This window comes from Pantoea endophytica (genome assembly GCF_002858935.1).
Lineage (GTDB): Bacteria > Pseudomonadota > Gammaproteobacteria > Enterobacterales > Enterobacteriaceae > Pantoea > Pantoea leporis.
On the sequence record NZ_PJRT01000005.1, the window covers coordinates 579845 to 596409 of the forward strand.

Here is a 16565-nt window from a genome sequence, read left to right on the forward strand (position 1 = left end):
AGCTGAGGAGAAGCGCATTGCAGCAGCTACTGATTGACGACGATCTGCATCCGCAGATCAAGCCGCAGCAGGCTTTACAGACCGATGACAGTGAAAGCATCCTGCGCTTCGCGCTTGAAGCAATGGAGGCAGATTCCGCTGCCGTGCTGGTCACGCTGGTTGAGATTCGCGGTGGCGCGGCGCGGGCATTGGGTGCGCAGATGGTGGTGCGGGAAGATGGCCGCTATTGCGGCTATGTTTCCGGCGGCTGCGTGGAAGCGGCGGCGGCTTATGAAGCGTTGCAAGTTATCGCCACTGGCAAAGATCGCTTTGTGAGATATGGCGAAGGATCGCCTTATTTGGACATTGTGCTGCCCTGTGGCGGCGGCATCACGCTGGCTTTCCATCAGCTACGTGACGCGCAACCGCTGAGAAACGTGCTGGATTTGCTGGCAAAACGTCAACCCGCAGCGCTGCGCTATCTGCCGACGTTTCAGCGGCTGGCGAGCGCTGCTTGCACTGAGATAACCGGCTGGCAGGAGGATGCCTTTATCACCGGCTATCTGCCAAAAACACGCGTGGCGGTATATGGACGTTCAGTCGAAGCGTTGGCGACGGCGTCGATTGCGCAGGCCGCTGGTTACGAGGTGCTTTCTGGCGAGGATGTGCAGGCGCAGGCCGTTGATCCCTTTACGGCGGTGATTTTGCTGTATCACGATCTCGATCGCGAACTCCCAGTGCTTCTGGCAGCGCTGCGTTCTGCGCCCTTCTATATCGGAGCATTGGGAAGTCGGCGCACGCATGCAACGCGTATTGAGAAACTGCTGTCGCTCGGGTTTAGTGAGGAAGAGATTGCGCGTATCAAAGCGCCTATAGGCATCTTTGCCCAGGCGCGCGATGCGCGCACGCTAGCGCTATCAATTGTCGCGGATGTCGCGGCGGCTCGGCTCAACGTGGTTTAGCCACCACATCGAGATCGCGCTGTACAGCAGCATCCGCTTCAAGTGTGACCAGTAAGCGCGAGTCCAGTAACGCTCTGGCACCCTCATCGCCCTGCAAATTGCGTAACGCCTCAGCGTAGCATCCAGCAAACCCGACCGGATGGCCGGGTTTACCTTTATAGGTAAGACGCACCTGCGCCGCGCCCTTTTCTAACGCCTCTTTTACTTGCCAATAATGATCCACCGTTAGCCACGGCATATCTCCCAGCGTAATGATCCATCCGTTCCAGTGAGCGGTCATCGCCACACCCGCCGCAATGGATTCGCCGCTGCCGCCACTTTCACACAGCACAAGCTGCACGCCCGCCTTTACTGCATGCTGACGCACCGCCAGATAGTCGGGACGCGTTACCAGCGCCACCGGCAACCCGCTCAGCTTTGCCTGTTCGATCACCGTTTCAATTACCGCCGGCGCATCGTCGCCCATGCTGGCCAGCAACTTATTGCCGCTGCCGCCGCTGGCGATATAACGCGAACCTTTACCTGCCGCGAGGATGAGAATGCCGGGCGTTGCTGAATCCATAGAAGTTTTAAACCTTGCGTTACCATCGATTGTTAATGAAATTATAGTTAATTATATGATTTATAATAGATATTAACAAAAAACAGCCAATCCAAATTAGATTGACTTCAATCTAATTTATGTCAATATATTCACGTTTTTCAGTCTTAACGACTGCAACTCTGCCTTAAAAATAGTGGTGATATGAAAGAGTTAAACGATGAAGTTTGCTGTGTAGGTCCTGAGAGTGAAGCGCCGGTGACTGTCGACCAGTTTCTCTGCTTCGCGCTCTATTCCGCGTCCCTTGCGATGACCAAACTTTATCAGTCGCGACTGAAACCACTGGGTTTGACCTATCCGCAGTATCTGGTGCTGCTGGCGCTGTGGGAAAAAGACCATGTCACCGTTTCAGAATTGGGCGCGCGCGTGCAGCTGGATTCTGGCACGCTCAGCCAGCTTTTAAAACGACTGGAGCAGGCTGGCATTATCAGTAGAAAACGCGATGTCGGTGGCGATGAGCGCAGAGTGTTGATCTCCGTCACTGAGCAGGGACAAGAATTAAAGATCGCGGCGGCCGGCGTTCCGGCTGACATGGTGTCAGTGATGGATACGCCTTATGAAGAACTGGCCGATCTCACTGCACGTGTAACCACGCTGCGCCAGAAACTGATCAATGCCCTGCCCTGAGGGCGCGAAATAATACATTCCTATGAATGCTTTGGAGCAAGCTGAAAAATGTTAATTAGCAAAGGGATTAAGGAGAAGGTGATGTCAGACGAGAAAGCGGAAAATATGGATGACATTCATGCTGTCATTGGTCACGCCGTGTCATGCCTGCTTAAATCCGATCAACCTTTGCAACTTGATCACATTACTGCGCTATTGAAGCAGCAAGAAGAAGCCGCGCCCGTTCAGCTCAAGCAGGATTATGTCAACGCGATGAGTAAGATTGCGGAAAAGTGTTTAGCATCGTAATCAGTGCTTTTTCTGATTCGGGATATTAGCATGCTTCTCACTACTGAAATCTTCTCCGTCGCGTTGCGTGCTGGTCCTGACGCTATGATTTCTGACATCCGCCAGTGCGCGTTGGCAGGCAACTCGCCTGTAGCTTTCCTCTTCTGTTTCCGCCATCTCTTCAAGTTTGGCTATAAGCGCCGCAGAGGATACTGCAACCTGGTCTTCTAAAAGAGCAAGCAGCGCCTCACCAATCATTCGGTCCTTCATCTGTTCATCATAACTGCTGGTCATTTAATTCTCTGTGTAGTCATATTTACTCAAGCTTAAGAGTTATTAACCAATGGCGTTGTTATCTTGAGAAAATCAACGTGCGTCAGTCAGGTTAAGAGAAAACAATTGTTTTGTAAAATCCAATCTAATTCAGCAGCGCTATCAGCAAGTCTTGCCGCATAAAAAATGATCGCCGCGGCGCGATGACATTCCCCGATAAAAACAAGCTCATCCAACTTGATTAAAGATAAGAAAAGTCTTAGTGGCCTCGCGTACGTTTTCATGGCGAATAATCACCACAGGAAATAAATAGTATGAAAGCCGCAACCCCTGCTTTTCTCACCTCACTTTGCCTTACTGTTATCGGTTAGGATGCAGCGAAATTGAAAATCTATCAGTTCAGAAAATTCACTTTTAATGTGAAGAATCATGAAGTCACCTGCGACGGCAAGATGATGGCGGAGATAGCCACCACCGACTCTGCGCGTGTTATGCAAGGCGATGGATTGACCGTCATTTTCTATCACTATTTTCCGGAAAAAGCGGCGGTGATGAAGGATGGCCAGTTTGTCGATTGGGCCAGACTGAAACGTTAACGATAATGCGGGCAGCAAGGAGGCTGCACTCTCTTCTACAGGCGTGATAAACACTCGCCAGCGCATTCCATTCGTCTGTGACTTTTATCAATGATTAATAATGTTAAATAAGCCGATTAAAAAGCGTTCACTAAACCGCATTAGGGTATTTCGCTAAAATATCTTTGTTTACAGTTTATAACGGTAGGATTTATTCCACTTACTACACTGGGAGCGTGTATTTGCACGCTATTAACTTTATAAGGAATAACTCCAGTGCGTAAATTTTCTCTGATTGTATTAACTGCGGGCGTGCTGCTGTCGGTCACTTCTCAGGTCGAAGCGAAGGGCTGCATCAAAGGAGCGGTTGTCGGCGGCGTGGCGGGCCACGTGGCGCATCACGGCGTTGCGGGTGCAGCAGCGGGTTGTGCGGTTGGTCACCATATGGCGAACAAAAAGCAGAAAGAAGCGGACAGCAAACAGCAGCAATCTAAGTAATTCCCTGAGCTGCCTGTGCAAACAGGCAGCTGTAAAACGCGTTATAAACGCTTTTGCGAATCCGCATCAAACAGCATCGCGCGATCCGCATCAATGGTCACCGGCAGAATATCCCCCGCCTGTGCGCCAGAACGTTGCGTGGTGAACAGCATAATGTCGTGCCCCAACAGCGATCCATGAATCAGCTCGGATAATCCCGTCGGCTCCACCAGCGACACTTCTAACGGCAGCGCATTCATCGCGCCCGCTTCAGCAATCGCCACGTTTTCGGGACGGATACCGTAAACTACCGCTCGCCCAGCCTGATGCTGCGACCAATGCTGATTCAACGGCAGCTGTGCGCTATCGCCAATACGCACGCCCTGCGCGGTCATCATGCCATTGATGAAGTTCATTGATGGCGAGCCAATAAAGCTGGCGACAAACTTGTTCGCCGGTGTGTCATACAGCTCGAGCGGCGTACCGACCTGCTGAATCACACCGTTGTTCAGCACCACAATGCGATCCGCCAGCGTCATGGCTTCAACCTGATCGTGCGTCACGTACACAATGGTGTTGTTCATCTGCTGGTGCAGCTTCTTGATCTCGACGCGCATCTGACCGCGCAGCTGCGCATCCAGGTTCGACAGCGGTTCATCAAACAGAAACACCTGCGGCTGACGCACGATGGCGCGTCCCATGGCTACACGCTGCCGCTGACCGCCGGATAACTCTTTGGGTCGGCGATCAAGCAGATGCGTCAGGCTGAGAATTTCCGCCGCACGCCTCACCTTCTCTTCAATTTCCGCGCGCGGACGCTTCTGAATTTCCAGGCTGAAGCCCATATTGCGCGCCACCGTTAGATGCGGATAGAGCGCGTAGCTTTGAAACACCATCGAGATATCGCGATCTTTGGGTGCCACATCGTTCATCAGCTGGTTGCCGATACGAATATCGCCGCCGGTCGCCAGCTCCAGTCCGGCGATGGTGCGCAGCAGCGTCGATTTGCCGCAGCCGGAAGGTCCCACCAGTACCACGAATTCGCCGTCTTTGATGGTGAGGTTAATATCGCGCAGCACCTCAACGTTGCCATAGCGCTTGTCGATCTGTTTGAGCGTGATTTCAGCCATGATTTACCCCTTAACCGCACCGGCGGTGAGTCCCTGAACCAAATAGCGTTGAATAAAGGCGAAGAACAGACAGGCCGGGATCAGCGCCAGCACCACCGCCGCCATCATCTCGCCCCAGGAAACGGCAAACTTCGACACGAAGCTGAGCAGCCCAACCGGGAAGGTCATCACTTCGTTTTTGTTGATCAGCATCAGCGAGAACAGCAGCTCGCTCCACGCTGCGGTAAACACAAAACCCAATGTGGCCGCCATGCCCGGCAAGGTCAGCGGCACCAGCACGCGATACAGCGCCTGAAAACGCGTGCAGCCTTCCAGCATCGCCGACTCCTCCAGATCTTTGGGAATCGCATCAAAGAAGGATTGCATCAGAAAGGTGGCAAACGGCACGTTGAACGCGGTGTAGATCAGAATCAGCCCCAGCAAGCTGTTGGTCAGGCCCAGCGGCGCCATCACCTTGTAAATCGGCGCGATGATCATCACCAGCGGAAACATCTGCGTGAACAGCAGCAGTCCGGCGATCAGCACTTTGCCGCGGAACTGGAAGCGCGAAAAGGCATAGCCGGCCGCAGCGGCAATCAGCGTGGTAAGAAACGCGGTGCTAAACGAGACAATCAGGCTGTTGGTAAAAAAGGTCGGGAAATCACTGTCGGTCAGCACTTTTTTGAAATGACCAAAGGTCACGCCGCTCGGCAATAACCTTACGCCCTGACTAAACAGCAGTTGGTCCGGCGTCAGCGAGATTTTGATGATCCAATACAGCGGAAACAGCGCGAACAGCAGATACGCCGCAATACTCAGGCGATGGCCAATCAGCGGTAAGAGTCGCATCGTCGCCTCCTATTTCAGCAGCTGATGACGGATGCGCAGCAACACCAGCGCATAACAGGTCATCAGCAGTAACAGAAACACCGCCATCGCTGAGGCATAGCCAAAGTCGAGCTTGCGATAGGCGGTGGTGAAGATGTAGCTGGAGAGAATCGAGGTCGATCCCGCCGGACCGCCATCGGTCATCACCACAATGAGGTCGGCAAAATTGGCGATCCAGATGGTGCGCAGCATCACGGTGATGGCGATCATCGGTGCCAGAAACGGCAGCGTGACGCGACGAAACTGCTGCCAGCCGCTGGCACCGTCAATCGAGGCCGCTTCGTACAGGTCTTTGGGGATCGACTGCAGCGCCGCCAGCAGCGTGATGGCAAAGAATGGAATGCCAAACCAGACGTTGGCGATCACCGGTCCCCACATTGCCAGCTGCGGATCGGACAGGATGTTGTACGGCTCACTCAGCACGCCCAAATCGCTCAGCCACTGCGGCAGCGGCCCGACGACCGGATTGAACAACCATGACCAGGTCAAGCCAGAGAGAAATGCCGGTACCGCCCACGGCAAGAACACCAGCGCCTGCACCCAACGGCGAAAACGGAACTCGCGATTGAGCAGCAGCGCCAGCGCCAAACCGAAAAAGAACTGTAGCAGCAGCGAGCTGAGCGTCCAGTTCAGCGTGTGGCCCAGCGCTTTGAAAAAGCGCCGGTCATCAAACATCTCGCTGAAGTTATCCCAGCCGACCCAACCGGCCTCCAGCGGATTCAGCAGGTTAATGCTCTGAAACGCGTAGGAGATGCCGATCGCCATCGGCACAAAGATGAACAAAGCGATCAGCAACAGGCCAGGCGAGAGATACCACCACGGCTCAGCCAGCCGACTCCAGCGGAGGCGGCGGCGCGCCGGACTGTTGGGCAGAGAAGCATCAAGCATCATAATCACACTCCGCGTGGTTAAAGGTTACTGCGTAGCAAGCCAGGCTTTCTGCTCTTTGCTGAGATAGTTCGCCCAATCTTTCACCATGCTTTCGGTATCGTTCTCACCCAGCAAGGTTTCCTGGCTGCTCTCTTTCACAATCACCGAGTTGAAATAGCCCCAGCCTTTGAGATGGGTTGGCATGGTGAGTGGCACATAGTTAGGATCGTTCAGCTCTTTGAACCAGCCGGCGAACTGCGGCGTTTGGTAAAACGGGTCTTGCTCGGCACCTTTGTAAATCGGCAGCGTGCCGACGAATTTTGACCATGCGAGGTTGTTGGTTTTGTCACTGAGGAAGGTAATCAGCGGCCAGGCGAGATCCTTCTGTTTACCCTGCTTGAACATCGACCAGCCGGTATAGCCAATGGTCGGGAAAGCTTTGCCTGACGGGCCAACCGGCATCGGAGCCACAGCGAAATCATCGGCCGCCATGCTGTTTTTAATGGCGATCAGCGCGTCGGGATCCTGATCGAGCATTGCGCATTTACCTGAATAGAAGCCCGAAACGATCTCATTGAAGCCCCAGTTAACGCTGTCTTTCGAGGCGCCACCCTTTTGATACATATCCACCAGCAGCTGCGCGCCTTTCATCGCACCCGGCTCGGTCAGCGTACTGTTACCTTGTTTATCGAAGAACTCCGGTGAACCGTTCATCGCCGCCATAAACATCATCCAGGCGTTGGTGCCGCCCACGCCACCACGCATGCAGTAGCCGCTGATGCCATTCCCCAATTTGCTGATGCGCTGGGCATCGCTGGCGAATTGCTCCATGGTTTTGGGCGGTTCGCTTAATCCTGCCTGCTGGAACAGCTTTTTATTCCAGAACAGCGCGCGCAGATAAAAGCCGTACGGCACCATGGTGGCTTTGCCGTTGGCGGCGCGCGCCATGGCCAGCGTTTTATCGGTGAGCTGTGGCGTGGCATCCCAGCTTTTCAGGCGCGGCTCGAGGTCTTCCAGCATATTGTTACTGGCATACAATCCTTGCCAGGTATCCGGCATCTCCACCACATCCGGCACCTGACCGCTCTGCAGCATGGTGCCGAGCTTTTCAAACGCCTGGCCCCACGGCAGAGAAATCAGTTCAATCTCCGTGCCGGGATGCTGGGTTTTATACTCATCGAGCATTTTTTGCAGCAGCGCGGTGCGCGGCGGGCTGGTAATCACTTCCACTACGGTAAGCTTGGCGGCGAGGCTGCTCATCGCTGCACTCAAACCCACGGCTAACACTAATGCTTTCACGGCAAAACGTTGCGTCATGACTTTTCTCCAGTGAGTGATTACGCGCGATTCGCGCTGGCAAGGGCTTGCTGCAAATCGGCCCACAAATCGTTGGTCTCTTCAAGGCCGACCGAGATGCGGATCAGCCGTGGCGAGACGCCGAAATCCACCGCCGAGTTAAATTCACTGGCCTGGTTGATCACCGAAATCGCCGGCATCACCAGACTCTCAAATCCGCCCCAGCTCACGCCCATGTGGAACAGCTCTAGCGCGTTACACAGCTGTGGAATATCCACCTGCTCCGCCACTTCAAAGGCAAACAGACCGCTGTAGCCGCGCAAGGTGGACCACGACTGCGGTTTCAGCCCCGGATGGCAGACGTCGGTCACTAGCGGATGCTCCGCCAGTTTCTCAGCAATAGTCAGCGCGCTCTGGTGGTGGTGTTTCATGCGCAGCGGCAGCGTGCGCAGGCCGCGCATCAGCAGTGACGCTTCATGCGCCGAAAGTTTGCCGCCGAGGTAAGGACTGATGTGACGCGTAATGTTGTTGATGTGCTGCTGGCTGGCGATCACCAGACCAGCCACCACATCGCTGTGGCCGCTGATATATTTCGACGCCGAGTGCACCACGATATCGATGCCGCACAGCAGCGGCTGCTGGAAAATCGGTGAAGCCCAGCTGTTATCGATCATGCTGACCACGCCCGCTTCGCGCGCCATCGCGCCGAGCTGATTCAGATTCTGTTCACTCATCACCCAGCTTGAGGGACTTTCCAGATACAGCAGGCTGGCATCCGATAAGGCCGCACCAATTGCAGCTTCGTCATCGCCATCGACAAACTCGGTGACGATGCCAAAGCGCTGACAGAAGCCACGCAGAAAGCGATAGGTATCGGGATAAACGTGATTAACGCACACCACTTTTTTACCCGGCGCCACCACGCTGAGAATCGCATTGCTGATCGCCGCCATGCCGCTGCCAAAAGCCAGACAGGCTTCGCCGCCCTCCAGCGCCGCCATCTTGTCCTGCAGCGCTTTTACCGTCGGGTTATCGACGCGCGAATAGAGCGGCTGATCGCTCTCGCCGCGAAAGCGCGCGATCATGCTGTCGTAATCACTGAAGGTGAACAGCGAAGACTGGTAAATCGGCGTAGTGACCGCGCCCATTTCATGGCGTTGATCGTGAGTGAGCAGCGTTTGTTGCGAAATCAACTTATCGTTTGGCATTCATTACATCCTTCATGTCGCGTTCGGTGATATCGAGAATTTGATGGCAGATCGCGCGCGATGCCGTGCAATCGCGCTGGCGGATAGCGTTTAAGAGTTCACGGTGCAGCGGGAAAGAGTCTGAAAACAGCGCCTGTTCCGGCGGTGATTCGAAAAATGCATGAAATGAGTCGTAAATGCCGTTGAGCATTTGTAGCAGCAATGGATTTCCGGCAGCCCGATAGATACTGGCGTGAAATGCCCAGTCTTCCGCACCGGCAGAACCGATCGCCAGATGCACTTTTTCCATCTCATTTAGACGTTGCTCGATTTCGATCAGATCGGCAGCCGAGGCACGTTGAGCCGCCAACGCGCAGGATTCCGACTCGATAATGCGGCGCACTTCCAGCGCGTACAGCATGTTGGCCGAATCGTTTTTAAAGCGCAGCGATAAGAAGCTGTCGTTGACGCCCACTTCCGCCTGCAAAAAAGTCCCGCTGCCCTTTTTACGCAAGATAATGCCTAGCGCTTCCCAGCGTTTGAGTGCTTCACGCACCGTATTGCGGCTGACGCCAAGCTTCTCCGCCAGCACGCGTTCCGGCGGCAAGCGGCTGCCGGGCTGCGCACCCGACTGCGCCATATAGCGCGTTAGCGCATCGAGAATCAGCGTATCGCTGCGCGGCGTGGAAATAGGATGAAGCTCAGCCGGTATCTGCATGGCAATGCCTTAATTGGTCCAACATCTCTACCAATCGTATAGCAACGCGCGTGCCAGATTATTAATGCGCTGAATTAAATGAATTTTGTGCGGGGTAATAAGTGGACATTATGCGTTTTGCTGGTGCAAATCGAGGGGATCTGCACCAGTTGGGTACGTGGCAAGGGTGTTGATCATCTTGGGAGGGATTAAGCCGCGAGCAACTGACACGCTTTTATTTATTTAAAACCTGCCAGTGTTTATAGACGTCGAGCGCCTGCGGTCGAGGCTGATATTGCATCGGCAAGCGACGTTGTTCAATTGGCTTGCTGTATTCAGCGTAAAAGGTGTCCAGTTCAAAGTATTTACGATCGTCACGGTAATACGTCGAGTATTCTTCGCGTTTGGTGATGTATATCACCTGCTTTGGACTGCAATAATAGAGTGCCCCCAGACACATTGGACAAGGGCTGGCAAGAATGTAAATGTCGCAGTCGGTGAGGTTTTCGCTGCCTGATTCACGGCAGGCTTCGCGGATGGCCAGTATTTCAGCGTGAGCCGTGGGATCATTCGTCTGTGCGACCTGGTTTGCGCTCTCAGCGATTACCTTGCCATCGCGAACAATGACTGTTGCAAATGGGCGACCGCCCTCTTCAACGTTTTTCATTGCTAAATCAATCGTGCGTTGTACAAAATCCATTCGTTCCTCGCTTGTATACATAATTAACCATGACATGTTGAGCCTGGTTCAGTTTTGTATAATGCGAAAGCGATGAGCAGGCTAAACGTATACGATTTAACCGTTGAATGAGTAAAATTTTATTTCTGATGGCGGTGATGGGCAGCACCGCCTTTAGAAGAGTAATAATCTTAATCGCAAGCTCGCATTTTTAAGACTTATTACCAAGGACTACCATTGATGAGGGTTACGCAAAAATTCTGCCTGGCTCGGCAAAATTTCAAGATCCCGTTTTCTACAAAAAACCTGCGACGGCATATTTCCTGTTAACGGCGCAATGTCACGCAGTTTCATTTCACGGTTAACTTTAGGTAACCACTCTTCGAACTGTTTCGCGTAGGAATCCGCTAAATTTTTATCATGGGTGCGCCCGACAAAAAGCTTACTTTTAGCGAGACGGGAAATGTCCGTCGCATATATTTCGTAAAGATCGCCGCACTGTACAATTTCAATTGCGGTGAAATGCATATTGGGCCAGAAACTCACTTTTGCTGAAAAATTGCTGTAATTCATAAAATATCACTTATTGTTGGATTTATCTGTGTGCCAGATTATTCTGGTCGGGCCAGTAATTATAACGCCATTCTCATGGCCTGATACTGTCAGATAAATCCTGAACTTTTAAAATTGAATCAGTTTAAAACCCACGTTCTTAATTATGGGAGATTATCTTAACTGAAAAAGCCGTCATCATCCGGCGTCTTTCCTACCACGATTTGCAGCGTATTCCGCAGGCAATCCTGGAAAATCACATCATTGGTGCTCTCAAGCTCTGCCAGCAGATAGGCAATAATGCTCTTATTGGTAACAGTTTTTTTGTCTTTTATGATAGCGGTGATAATTGAACCCAATATTTCGGCCTCAGATTTCAGTTTTACAGAACCACAATTGAAATAGGCGATAAAATCGGTACTGATATTCATTTTTTGCATGCGTTTCCCCTGGCGACGTTAGTGCCAGCACTTTATGGAGTAATAAAAAATTAATGGAATAGTCTGAAAAATGAGATCGCAAATGATCTCGTTAAGCTGATTGAATTTAATAAAAGGGGAATATTGTTAATTTTAGAGAAAATGTCTATCAAGAGAGCCTGCTGACGTTTACATTGAGTAGCGTGGGTTTCGGGGTGAAAGAAGTTATGTCACCACTTGATCACAAAAATATACAAACACGTAATAAGAGTACAGAAGTTTCTTTTAATAAAACCGCTGTTATTTTAAGCAATTGGAATAAAATCAGCGATAACAGTCAGTTGAGTGATAGTTAGAGTCCAAAGAGAATTGTAAATTAGTCCTGTTAGGTGATTAATGCGCATTGTTGTTTATCGGTTTACAGATTGCAGAAGCGCACATTGATGCGCTTCTGCCCCTATGTTCAAGGCGTTACCGCTTCGCCGCTCACCACTTTTGCTTGCTGCAGGCTGGCCTCTTCCTCGCGGAACTTCAGACGATCCCAGACCCGGAAGAACGGATAGTAAATCACCAGCGAAATTGTCAGATTCACCACCTGCAAAACGGTGCCGGAAATATGCCCGCCGGTGGCCAGATAGCCGCTGACAAAAATCGGTGTGGTAAACGGCAGCGCAATCCCCGCCGGAGGCGCCACCAAACCGGTGCTCATCGCCGCCCACGACACAATCACCAGCACCACCGGCGTCAGGATAAAGGGCAGGAACAGATACGGGTTCATCACCAGCGGAATGCCAAACACTAATGGCTCACTGATGTTAAACAGCGCCGCCGGCGCAGCAATTTTACCGAGCTGTTTCATCTGGCGACTGCGTGAACGAATCAGCATGAAAATCACCAATCCCAGTAGCGCGCCGGTGCCGCCCGGTGCAATCCACAAATCATAAAACTGCTGGGTAAAGATGTGCGGGATGGGTTGGTTGTGCTGAAACGCCTCGAGGTTTTCACTCATATTCGACAGCCAAACCGGCTGAATAAACACCAGCACAATCGCATCACCGTGTAGCCCGAGCGTCCAGAGAATCCCAATCAGCAGCACCGAGAAAATCATGCCAGGCAAGGTGCCGCCCACGTGATGCATCGGCAAACCAATTACAGTAGCAATCAGGTTATTGATATCGCCGAACGGCGACGCTTCCACCGCCAGACGAATTACCAACACCACCGCCAGCACGCAAAAACCGGGCACCAGCGCGAGGAAGGATTTTGCCACCGCAGGCGGCACGCCCTCCGGCATCTTGATCACCAGATTACGGTTGTGCACAAAGCGGTAAATCTCGGTCGATAGCAGCGCAACCACGATAGCCACAAACAAACCCTGGCTGCCAATCAGTGAAATCGGCAACACGCCGGTGACCAACTGCGTCGGCGCGCCTTCCACCGGAGTAAACAGCGTCTGCTGCGGAATGGTCATCACAAATGCCACTAACGCCATCGCGCCGCTGGTGAGCGGATCAAGCGTGCGATACTTCTCCGCCAGGCGGTAAGCGATGCCGAAGCTGGAGATCAGCGCCATGATGTCGTAGGTCGCGCGCACCGGATAAAGCAGTTTGTTGCGCCACGTCTCGCCAAACAGATCCGCCATTAAATGGCCCCACGCCGGAATCGGCAGATAGGCAAAGATCAGGAAGAAGCTGCCAATCAGCATAAACGGCATGTTGAGAATGATGCCGTCGCGCACGGAGAGCACATGCTTCTGACCGGCGATTTTCAGTGCGACGGGCAAGACATAACGGTCTATAAAAGTACGGTTAGACATAGGTGTTCCTCTGGCTCAGTGGCGCAACGGATTATGGCGTGGCGAACTGCGGCAGCCACGGCTTGTTTAGGGTCAGCACTTCGTCAAGCAAAGCTTCGGCGGTCGCGACATCACCGACTAACGGATTGCCGAGCAGCGCCAGCAGCGCTTGCTCACGATCGCCATGCACTGCGGCTTCGATAGTCAGGCGTTCAAACGCTTTGATCTGCTGCGTCAGACCATTCATCAGCGGCGGCAACTCACCAAACGCCAACGGATGCGCGCCTTGCGCATCAACCAGACAGTTCACCTCCACCACCGCGTCATCCGGCAGGCCATGAATCGCGCCATTGTTGCGACAGTTCACCACCAGATTTTTGCCGCTGTTATTGTGAATTGCGCTGATCAGCTCAACCGCCACTTCGGAGTAATACGCGCCGCCACGGAAACTCAGCTGCTCGGGTTTGTGCGCCAGATGCGGGTCGGCATACAGCGCGAACAGTTCCGCTTCCACTTTCATCACCTGCTCCGCGCGCGTGCCTTCATGACCGTTTTGCGCTTTCTCCTGCTCTTCGGCCAGCATCTGCGGCGTTTGCCAGTAATAACGGTGATACGGGCACGGAATCGCCTTGAGCGCGCGCAGGAACTGCGGCGACCACGGCATATCTTTGATGTTGTTCATGGTGAGCGATTGGCCGTCGCACAGTTGCTCGATCACCTGCGCGGTCACATCCTCGCCCCGGCACGTCACCTGATGCACCCACACCAGATGATTGAGCCCGGCGAAGCGCAGCTGCACGTCATCCCAGGGCGCGTCGAGCATGCCAGCAATCATGTGATGCATATTCACCGGCACATTGCACAGCCCGATGATTTTCGCCTTGCTATAGCGCGACACCGCCTCCGTCACAATTCCCGCCGGATTAGTGAAGTTGATGATGAAGGCGTCCGGTGCCAGTTCCTCGACTTTGCGCGCTACCTTGAGCATCACCGGAATGGTGCGCAACGCTTTGGCAAAGCCGCCAACGCCAGTGGTTTCCTGGCCGAGCCGACCATATTTCAGCCCGAGGCGCTCATCCGCCGCGCGCGCGGCCAACAATCCCACACGCAGCTGCGTCAGAACAAAACGAGCACCGCGAATCGCGTCATCCAGCTCAAAATGGACGCTAACTTTTACCTGCTCCAGCCCGTTTTGCTGCAGCATGCGGCGAGTAAGATCGGCGATGACATTAACCTTTTCACGCCCTTGCTCGATATCCACCAGCGCCAGTTCCGTCACCGGCAGCTGCGCATAGCGATTGATGATCCCTTCCACCAGCTCCGGTGAATAGCTGCTGCCACCACCAATAATTGCGATCTTAAGCATCTGTGCCTCCTGCCGCTGTGCGGCGATAGAGTTCAATGATTTCGCCAGCCAAATCCTGAATCAGCATGGCGTTCATAAGATGATCCTGGGCGTGCACCAGAATCAGCGTGACCGGCAACTTACCGCTGCCTTCATCCAGACCAATCAGCGCGGTCTGCTGCTGGTGCGCAGCGCTGATGCTTTCGCCTGCCGCCGCCAGCTGTTGCTGCGCCTCGCTGAAGCGCCCTTCTCGTGCCAGTCGTAGCGCGCTGATGGCCGCGCTGCGGGCTGCGCCGGCCTGCACCAGCAACAGCATAATTTCCTCTTCAAACTCGATAGCCACGATTTCAGACATGCAGAATCCCCCACAGCACAACGCCGTGTAATGTCAGTTGGATGGGTTAAAAAGGACGTTTAAGAAGCGTGTAAGGCCAGCGCTTTATCGAGCACCTGTTCGCCACGCATCATGCCGTAATCCATCATGTCGATGACGGCGACAGATTTGCCTTGCGGCGCGGCAATAGCGCTAAGACGGGCTGCTTCGAACTGCACCTGCGGGCCAAGCAGAACCACATCGGCATCTGGCAGAATGCGTTCGAATTCCGCCACCGGCACGGCTTTAATGTCAATCTCCAGACCGCGCCCTGCAGCGGCATGCTGCATTTTGCTCACCAGCATGCTGGTTGACATGCCTGCAGCACAGCAAAGTACGATGCGCATAATTTCTTCTCCTGTGATTTGTCCCGGTCATTTAAGACCTGTCTCAGAGACGCTGTAAAGTGGTTGCGGGCAGAGGATTTTCTGATGGATAGATAATTTATTGATACAAGTCAGATGGATACGATTAAAATCGTCATGAAAATATTTTTCATGAGTGTGATCTTAACCGTAATTTAACAGTAAAAAGCCCAACAAACGGCGCTAACACCCCGCGATGAGATGAAAAAAAACTCAACATGAAAAATAATTTCATGCATGATGGACCTTCGCTACTGAGGATGTGATGAGCTAATGGATATTGTCTGGCAATTACGACAGCAGTCGGAGCGCGCGGATGCGCAGGAATCGAGGCTGGCGCGTTTTATTCTGGCGAACCTGCACGCCAATGTACACGTCACCATGGAGAGTCTGGCTACACAGGCTGGTGTGAGTCCGGATGTGCTAAGACGCTTTGCCACCTCGGCGGGCTGTCAGGATCTCGATGATTTTCTCCATCAGGTGCGGAAAGCCGGTCAGCAGCAGGATGTTGAATTTATTGATGTCATCCGCCAGCGGCAATCGTCGCTGAGTCAGCAGGAGAAACGCGTTGCCGAAGCGATTCTCAGCGACACTGCTTTTGCCGCTTCCGCCACCATCGAGCAACTTGCCGGCCGCGCAGAAGTCAGCGCCGCCACCATCACCCGCTTTGCGCGTTCGCTGGGTTGCGAAGATATCCGCGATTTGCGTATGCGGCTGGCGCGCGCGCCACAGAGACAACCCCCTCACGCGATTGCGCCGATTGAGGCTATTACTCAAGCGTTAACCCAGCAATATGGTCAAGCGGAAGCGGCGACCTGGCAACGTGCCGCAGAGCTGTTGCGTAAAGCCCGAAGCGTACTGCTGATTGGCGCATCGGGGCTGCAAACTACGCTGGTGGCGGACGTCCATCAGCGCCTGCAAAACGCCGGACTGGCCAGCGCGTGGATTCAGGATGACAACCTGCTGAGCATGACGCTGAGCCGTTTGCAACCGGACGATCTGTTGTTGATTCTCGCGCCTGATACGGTTAACAGCCACGTGCTTAGCGCAGTACACCATGCGCACATTCAAAAAACGCCGGTGATTGCGCTTTGTGCGAAGACATTAGATCTCGCCAATCAGGCCGATATCTGGCTGCCGCTGCCGGAAGCGCAACACGCGCGCCGTTACGGCATTTTGTTTGCGCTGGATCGGCTGGAGTCAGCATTAACTGTTCTCTAAGTAAATCT

At 53.4% G+C, this 16565-nt stretch carries 21 protein-coding genes; 6 read left to right on the forward strand and 15 right to left on the reverse strand.

Translation table 11 applies throughout. The features are described 5' to 3' along the window. Positions 1-17: 17 nt before the first annotated feature. On the forward strand, positions 18-941 hold the full coding sequence (locus PZBJ_RS05120; RefSeq protein ID WP_101761500.1) for an XdhC family protein: 924 nt from the start codon (positions 18-20) through the stop codon (positions 939-941). On the opposite strand, the gene PZBJ_RS05125 is transcribed toward PZBJ_RS05120, so the two are convergent. Then, positions 928-1503, reverse strand: a complete 576-nt coding sequence (locus PZBJ_RS05125; protein WP_101761501.1) for a nucleotidyltransferase family protein — start codon at positions 1501-1503, stop codon at positions 928-930. The genes PZBJ_RS05120 and PZBJ_RS05125 overlap by 14 nt on opposite strands. A gap of 183 nt (positions 1504-1686) precedes the next feature. Here PZBJ_RS05125 and PZBJ_RS05130 point away from each other — a divergent pair, with 183 nt between their 5' ends. Together PZBJ_RS05130 and PZBJ_RS05135 are read left to right on the forward strand one after the other, a co-directional pair. Then, positions 1687-2169 (forward strand): MarR family winged helix-turn-helix transcriptional regulator, encoded by a 483-nt coding sequence (locus PZBJ_RS05130; RefSeq protein WP_101761502.1) that lies wholly within the window; start codon positions 1687-1689, stop codon positions 2167-2169. A gap of 81 nt (positions 2170-2250) precedes the next feature. After that, complete coding sequence (locus tag PZBJ_RS05135; protein ID WP_101761503.1) at positions 2251-2457, forward strand: hypothetical protein; 207 nt, start codon at positions 2251-2253, stop codon at positions 2455-2457. On the opposite strand, the gene PZBJ_RS05140 is transcribed toward PZBJ_RS05135, so the two are convergent. Then, positions 2458-2730 carry a hypothetical protein gene (locus PZBJ_RS05140; protein WP_101761504.1) on the reverse strand — a complete coding sequence of 91 codons (273 nt, stop codon included), beginning with the start codon at positions 2728-2730 and terminating at the stop codon, positions 2458-2460. A 362-nt stretch (positions 2731-3092) separates the two neighbouring features. Between PZBJ_RS05140 and PZBJ_RS24115 the strand changes: the two genes are divergently transcribed. Beyond that, on the forward strand, positions 3093-3305 hold the full coding sequence (locus tag PZBJ_RS24115) for a hypothetical protein (protein ID WP_101761505.1): 213 nt from the start codon (positions 3093-3095) through the stop codon (positions 3303-3305). Positions 3306-3560: 255 nt separating this feature from the next. Further along, positions 3561-3782, forward strand: coding sequence for a hypothetical protein (locus tag PZBJ_RS05150; protein ID WP_101761506.1), 222 nt, complete (start codon positions 3561-3563; stop codon positions 3780-3782). A gap of 41 nt (positions 3783-3823) precedes the next feature. Here the strand turns inward: PZBJ_RS05150 and PZBJ_RS05155 are convergent, their stop codons facing one another. The 13 genes from PZBJ_RS05155 to PZBJ_RS05215 form a co-directional block, all read right to left on the reverse strand. Next, positions 3824-4891: an ABC transporter ATP-binding protein gene (locus tag PZBJ_RS05155; RefSeq protein WP_101761507.1), complete on the reverse strand. Its 1068-nt coding sequence runs from the start codon at positions 4889-4891 to the stop codon at positions 3824-3826. Between the two features lie 3 nt (positions 4892-4894). Continuing rightward, on the reverse strand, positions 4895-5719 hold the full coding sequence (locus tag PZBJ_RS05160; protein ID WP_101761508.1) for a carbohydrate ABC transporter permease: 825 nt from the start codon (positions 5717-5719) through the stop codon (positions 4895-4897). Between the two features lie 9 nt (positions 5720-5728). Further along, positions 5729-6649 (reverse strand): carbohydrate ABC transporter permease, encoded by a 921-nt coding sequence (locus PZBJ_RS05165; protein ID WP_101761509.1) that lies wholly within the window; start codon positions 6647-6649, stop codon positions 5729-5731. 24 nt (positions 6650-6673) lie between these two features. Continuing rightward, positions 6674-7945 (reverse strand): ABC transporter substrate-binding protein, encoded by a 1272-nt coding sequence (locus PZBJ_RS05170; protein ID WP_101761510.1) that lies wholly within the window; start codon positions 7943-7945, stop codon positions 6674-6676. Between the two features lie 20 nt (positions 7946-7965). After that, positions 7966-9132 (reverse strand): PLP-dependent transferase, encoded by a 1167-nt coding sequence (locus tag PZBJ_RS05175; RefSeq protein ID WP_101761511.1) that lies wholly within the window; start codon positions 9130-9132, stop codon positions 7966-7968. Beyond that, entirely contained in the window at positions 9119-9829 is a 711-nt protein-coding gene (locus tag PZBJ_RS05180; RefSeq protein ID WP_101761512.1) for a FadR/GntR family transcriptional regulator, read from the reverse strand. Before PZBJ_RS05180 ends, PZBJ_RS05175 begins: the two co-directional genes overlap by 14 nt. A gap of 214 nt (positions 9830-10043) precedes the next feature. Further along, positions 10044-10508, reverse strand: a complete 465-nt coding sequence (locus tag PZBJ_RS05185) for a nucleoside deaminase (RefSeq protein ID WP_101761513.1) — start codon at positions 10506-10508, stop codon at positions 10044-10046. A gap of 210 nt (positions 10509-10718) precedes the next feature. Next, the gene (locus tag PZBJ_RS05190) at positions 10719-11060 is read right to left on the reverse strand and encodes a hypothetical protein (protein ID WP_101761514.1); all 342 of its coding nucleotides are present in this window, start codon (positions 11058-11060) and stop codon (positions 10719-10721) included. A 158-nt stretch (positions 11061-11218) separates the two neighbouring features. Further along, entirely contained in the window at positions 11219-11479 is a 261-nt protein-coding gene (locus PZBJ_RS05195) for a biofilm/acid-resistance regulator YmgB/AriR (RefSeq protein ID WP_101761515.1), read from the reverse strand. Between the two features lie 442 nt (positions 11480-11921). Next, positions 11922-13274: a PTS cellobiose transporter subunit IIC gene (celB, locus tag PZBJ_RS05200; RefSeq protein WP_101761516.1), complete on the reverse strand. Its 1353-nt coding sequence runs from the start codon at positions 13272-13274 to the stop codon at positions 11922-11924. A gap of 31 nt (positions 13275-13305) precedes the next feature. Next, entirely contained in the window at positions 13306-14619 is a 1314-nt protein-coding gene (locus PZBJ_RS05205; RefSeq protein ID WP_101761517.1) for a 6-phospho-beta-glucosidase, read from the reverse strand. After that, complete coding sequence (locus PZBJ_RS05210; RefSeq protein ID WP_101761518.1) at positions 14612-14953, reverse strand: PTS lactose/cellobiose transporter subunit IIA; 342 nt, start codon at positions 14951-14953, stop codon at positions 14612-14614. Before PZBJ_RS05210 ends, PZBJ_RS05205 begins: the two co-directional genes overlap by 8 nt. Positions 14954-15012: 59 nt before the next feature. Then, on the reverse strand, positions 15013-15321 hold the full coding sequence (locus PZBJ_RS05215; RefSeq protein ID WP_101761519.1) for a PTS sugar transporter subunit IIB: 309 nt from the start codon (positions 15319-15321) through the stop codon (positions 15013-15015). Between the two features lie 288 nt (positions 15322-15609). Between PZBJ_RS05215 and PZBJ_RS05220 the strand changes: the two genes are divergently transcribed. Then, on the forward strand, positions 15610-16557 hold the full coding sequence (locus PZBJ_RS05220; RefSeq protein ID WP_101761520.1) for a MurR/RpiR family transcriptional regulator: 948 nt from the start codon (positions 15610-15612) through the stop codon (positions 16555-16557). Positions 16558-16565: the final 8 nt, after the last annotated feature.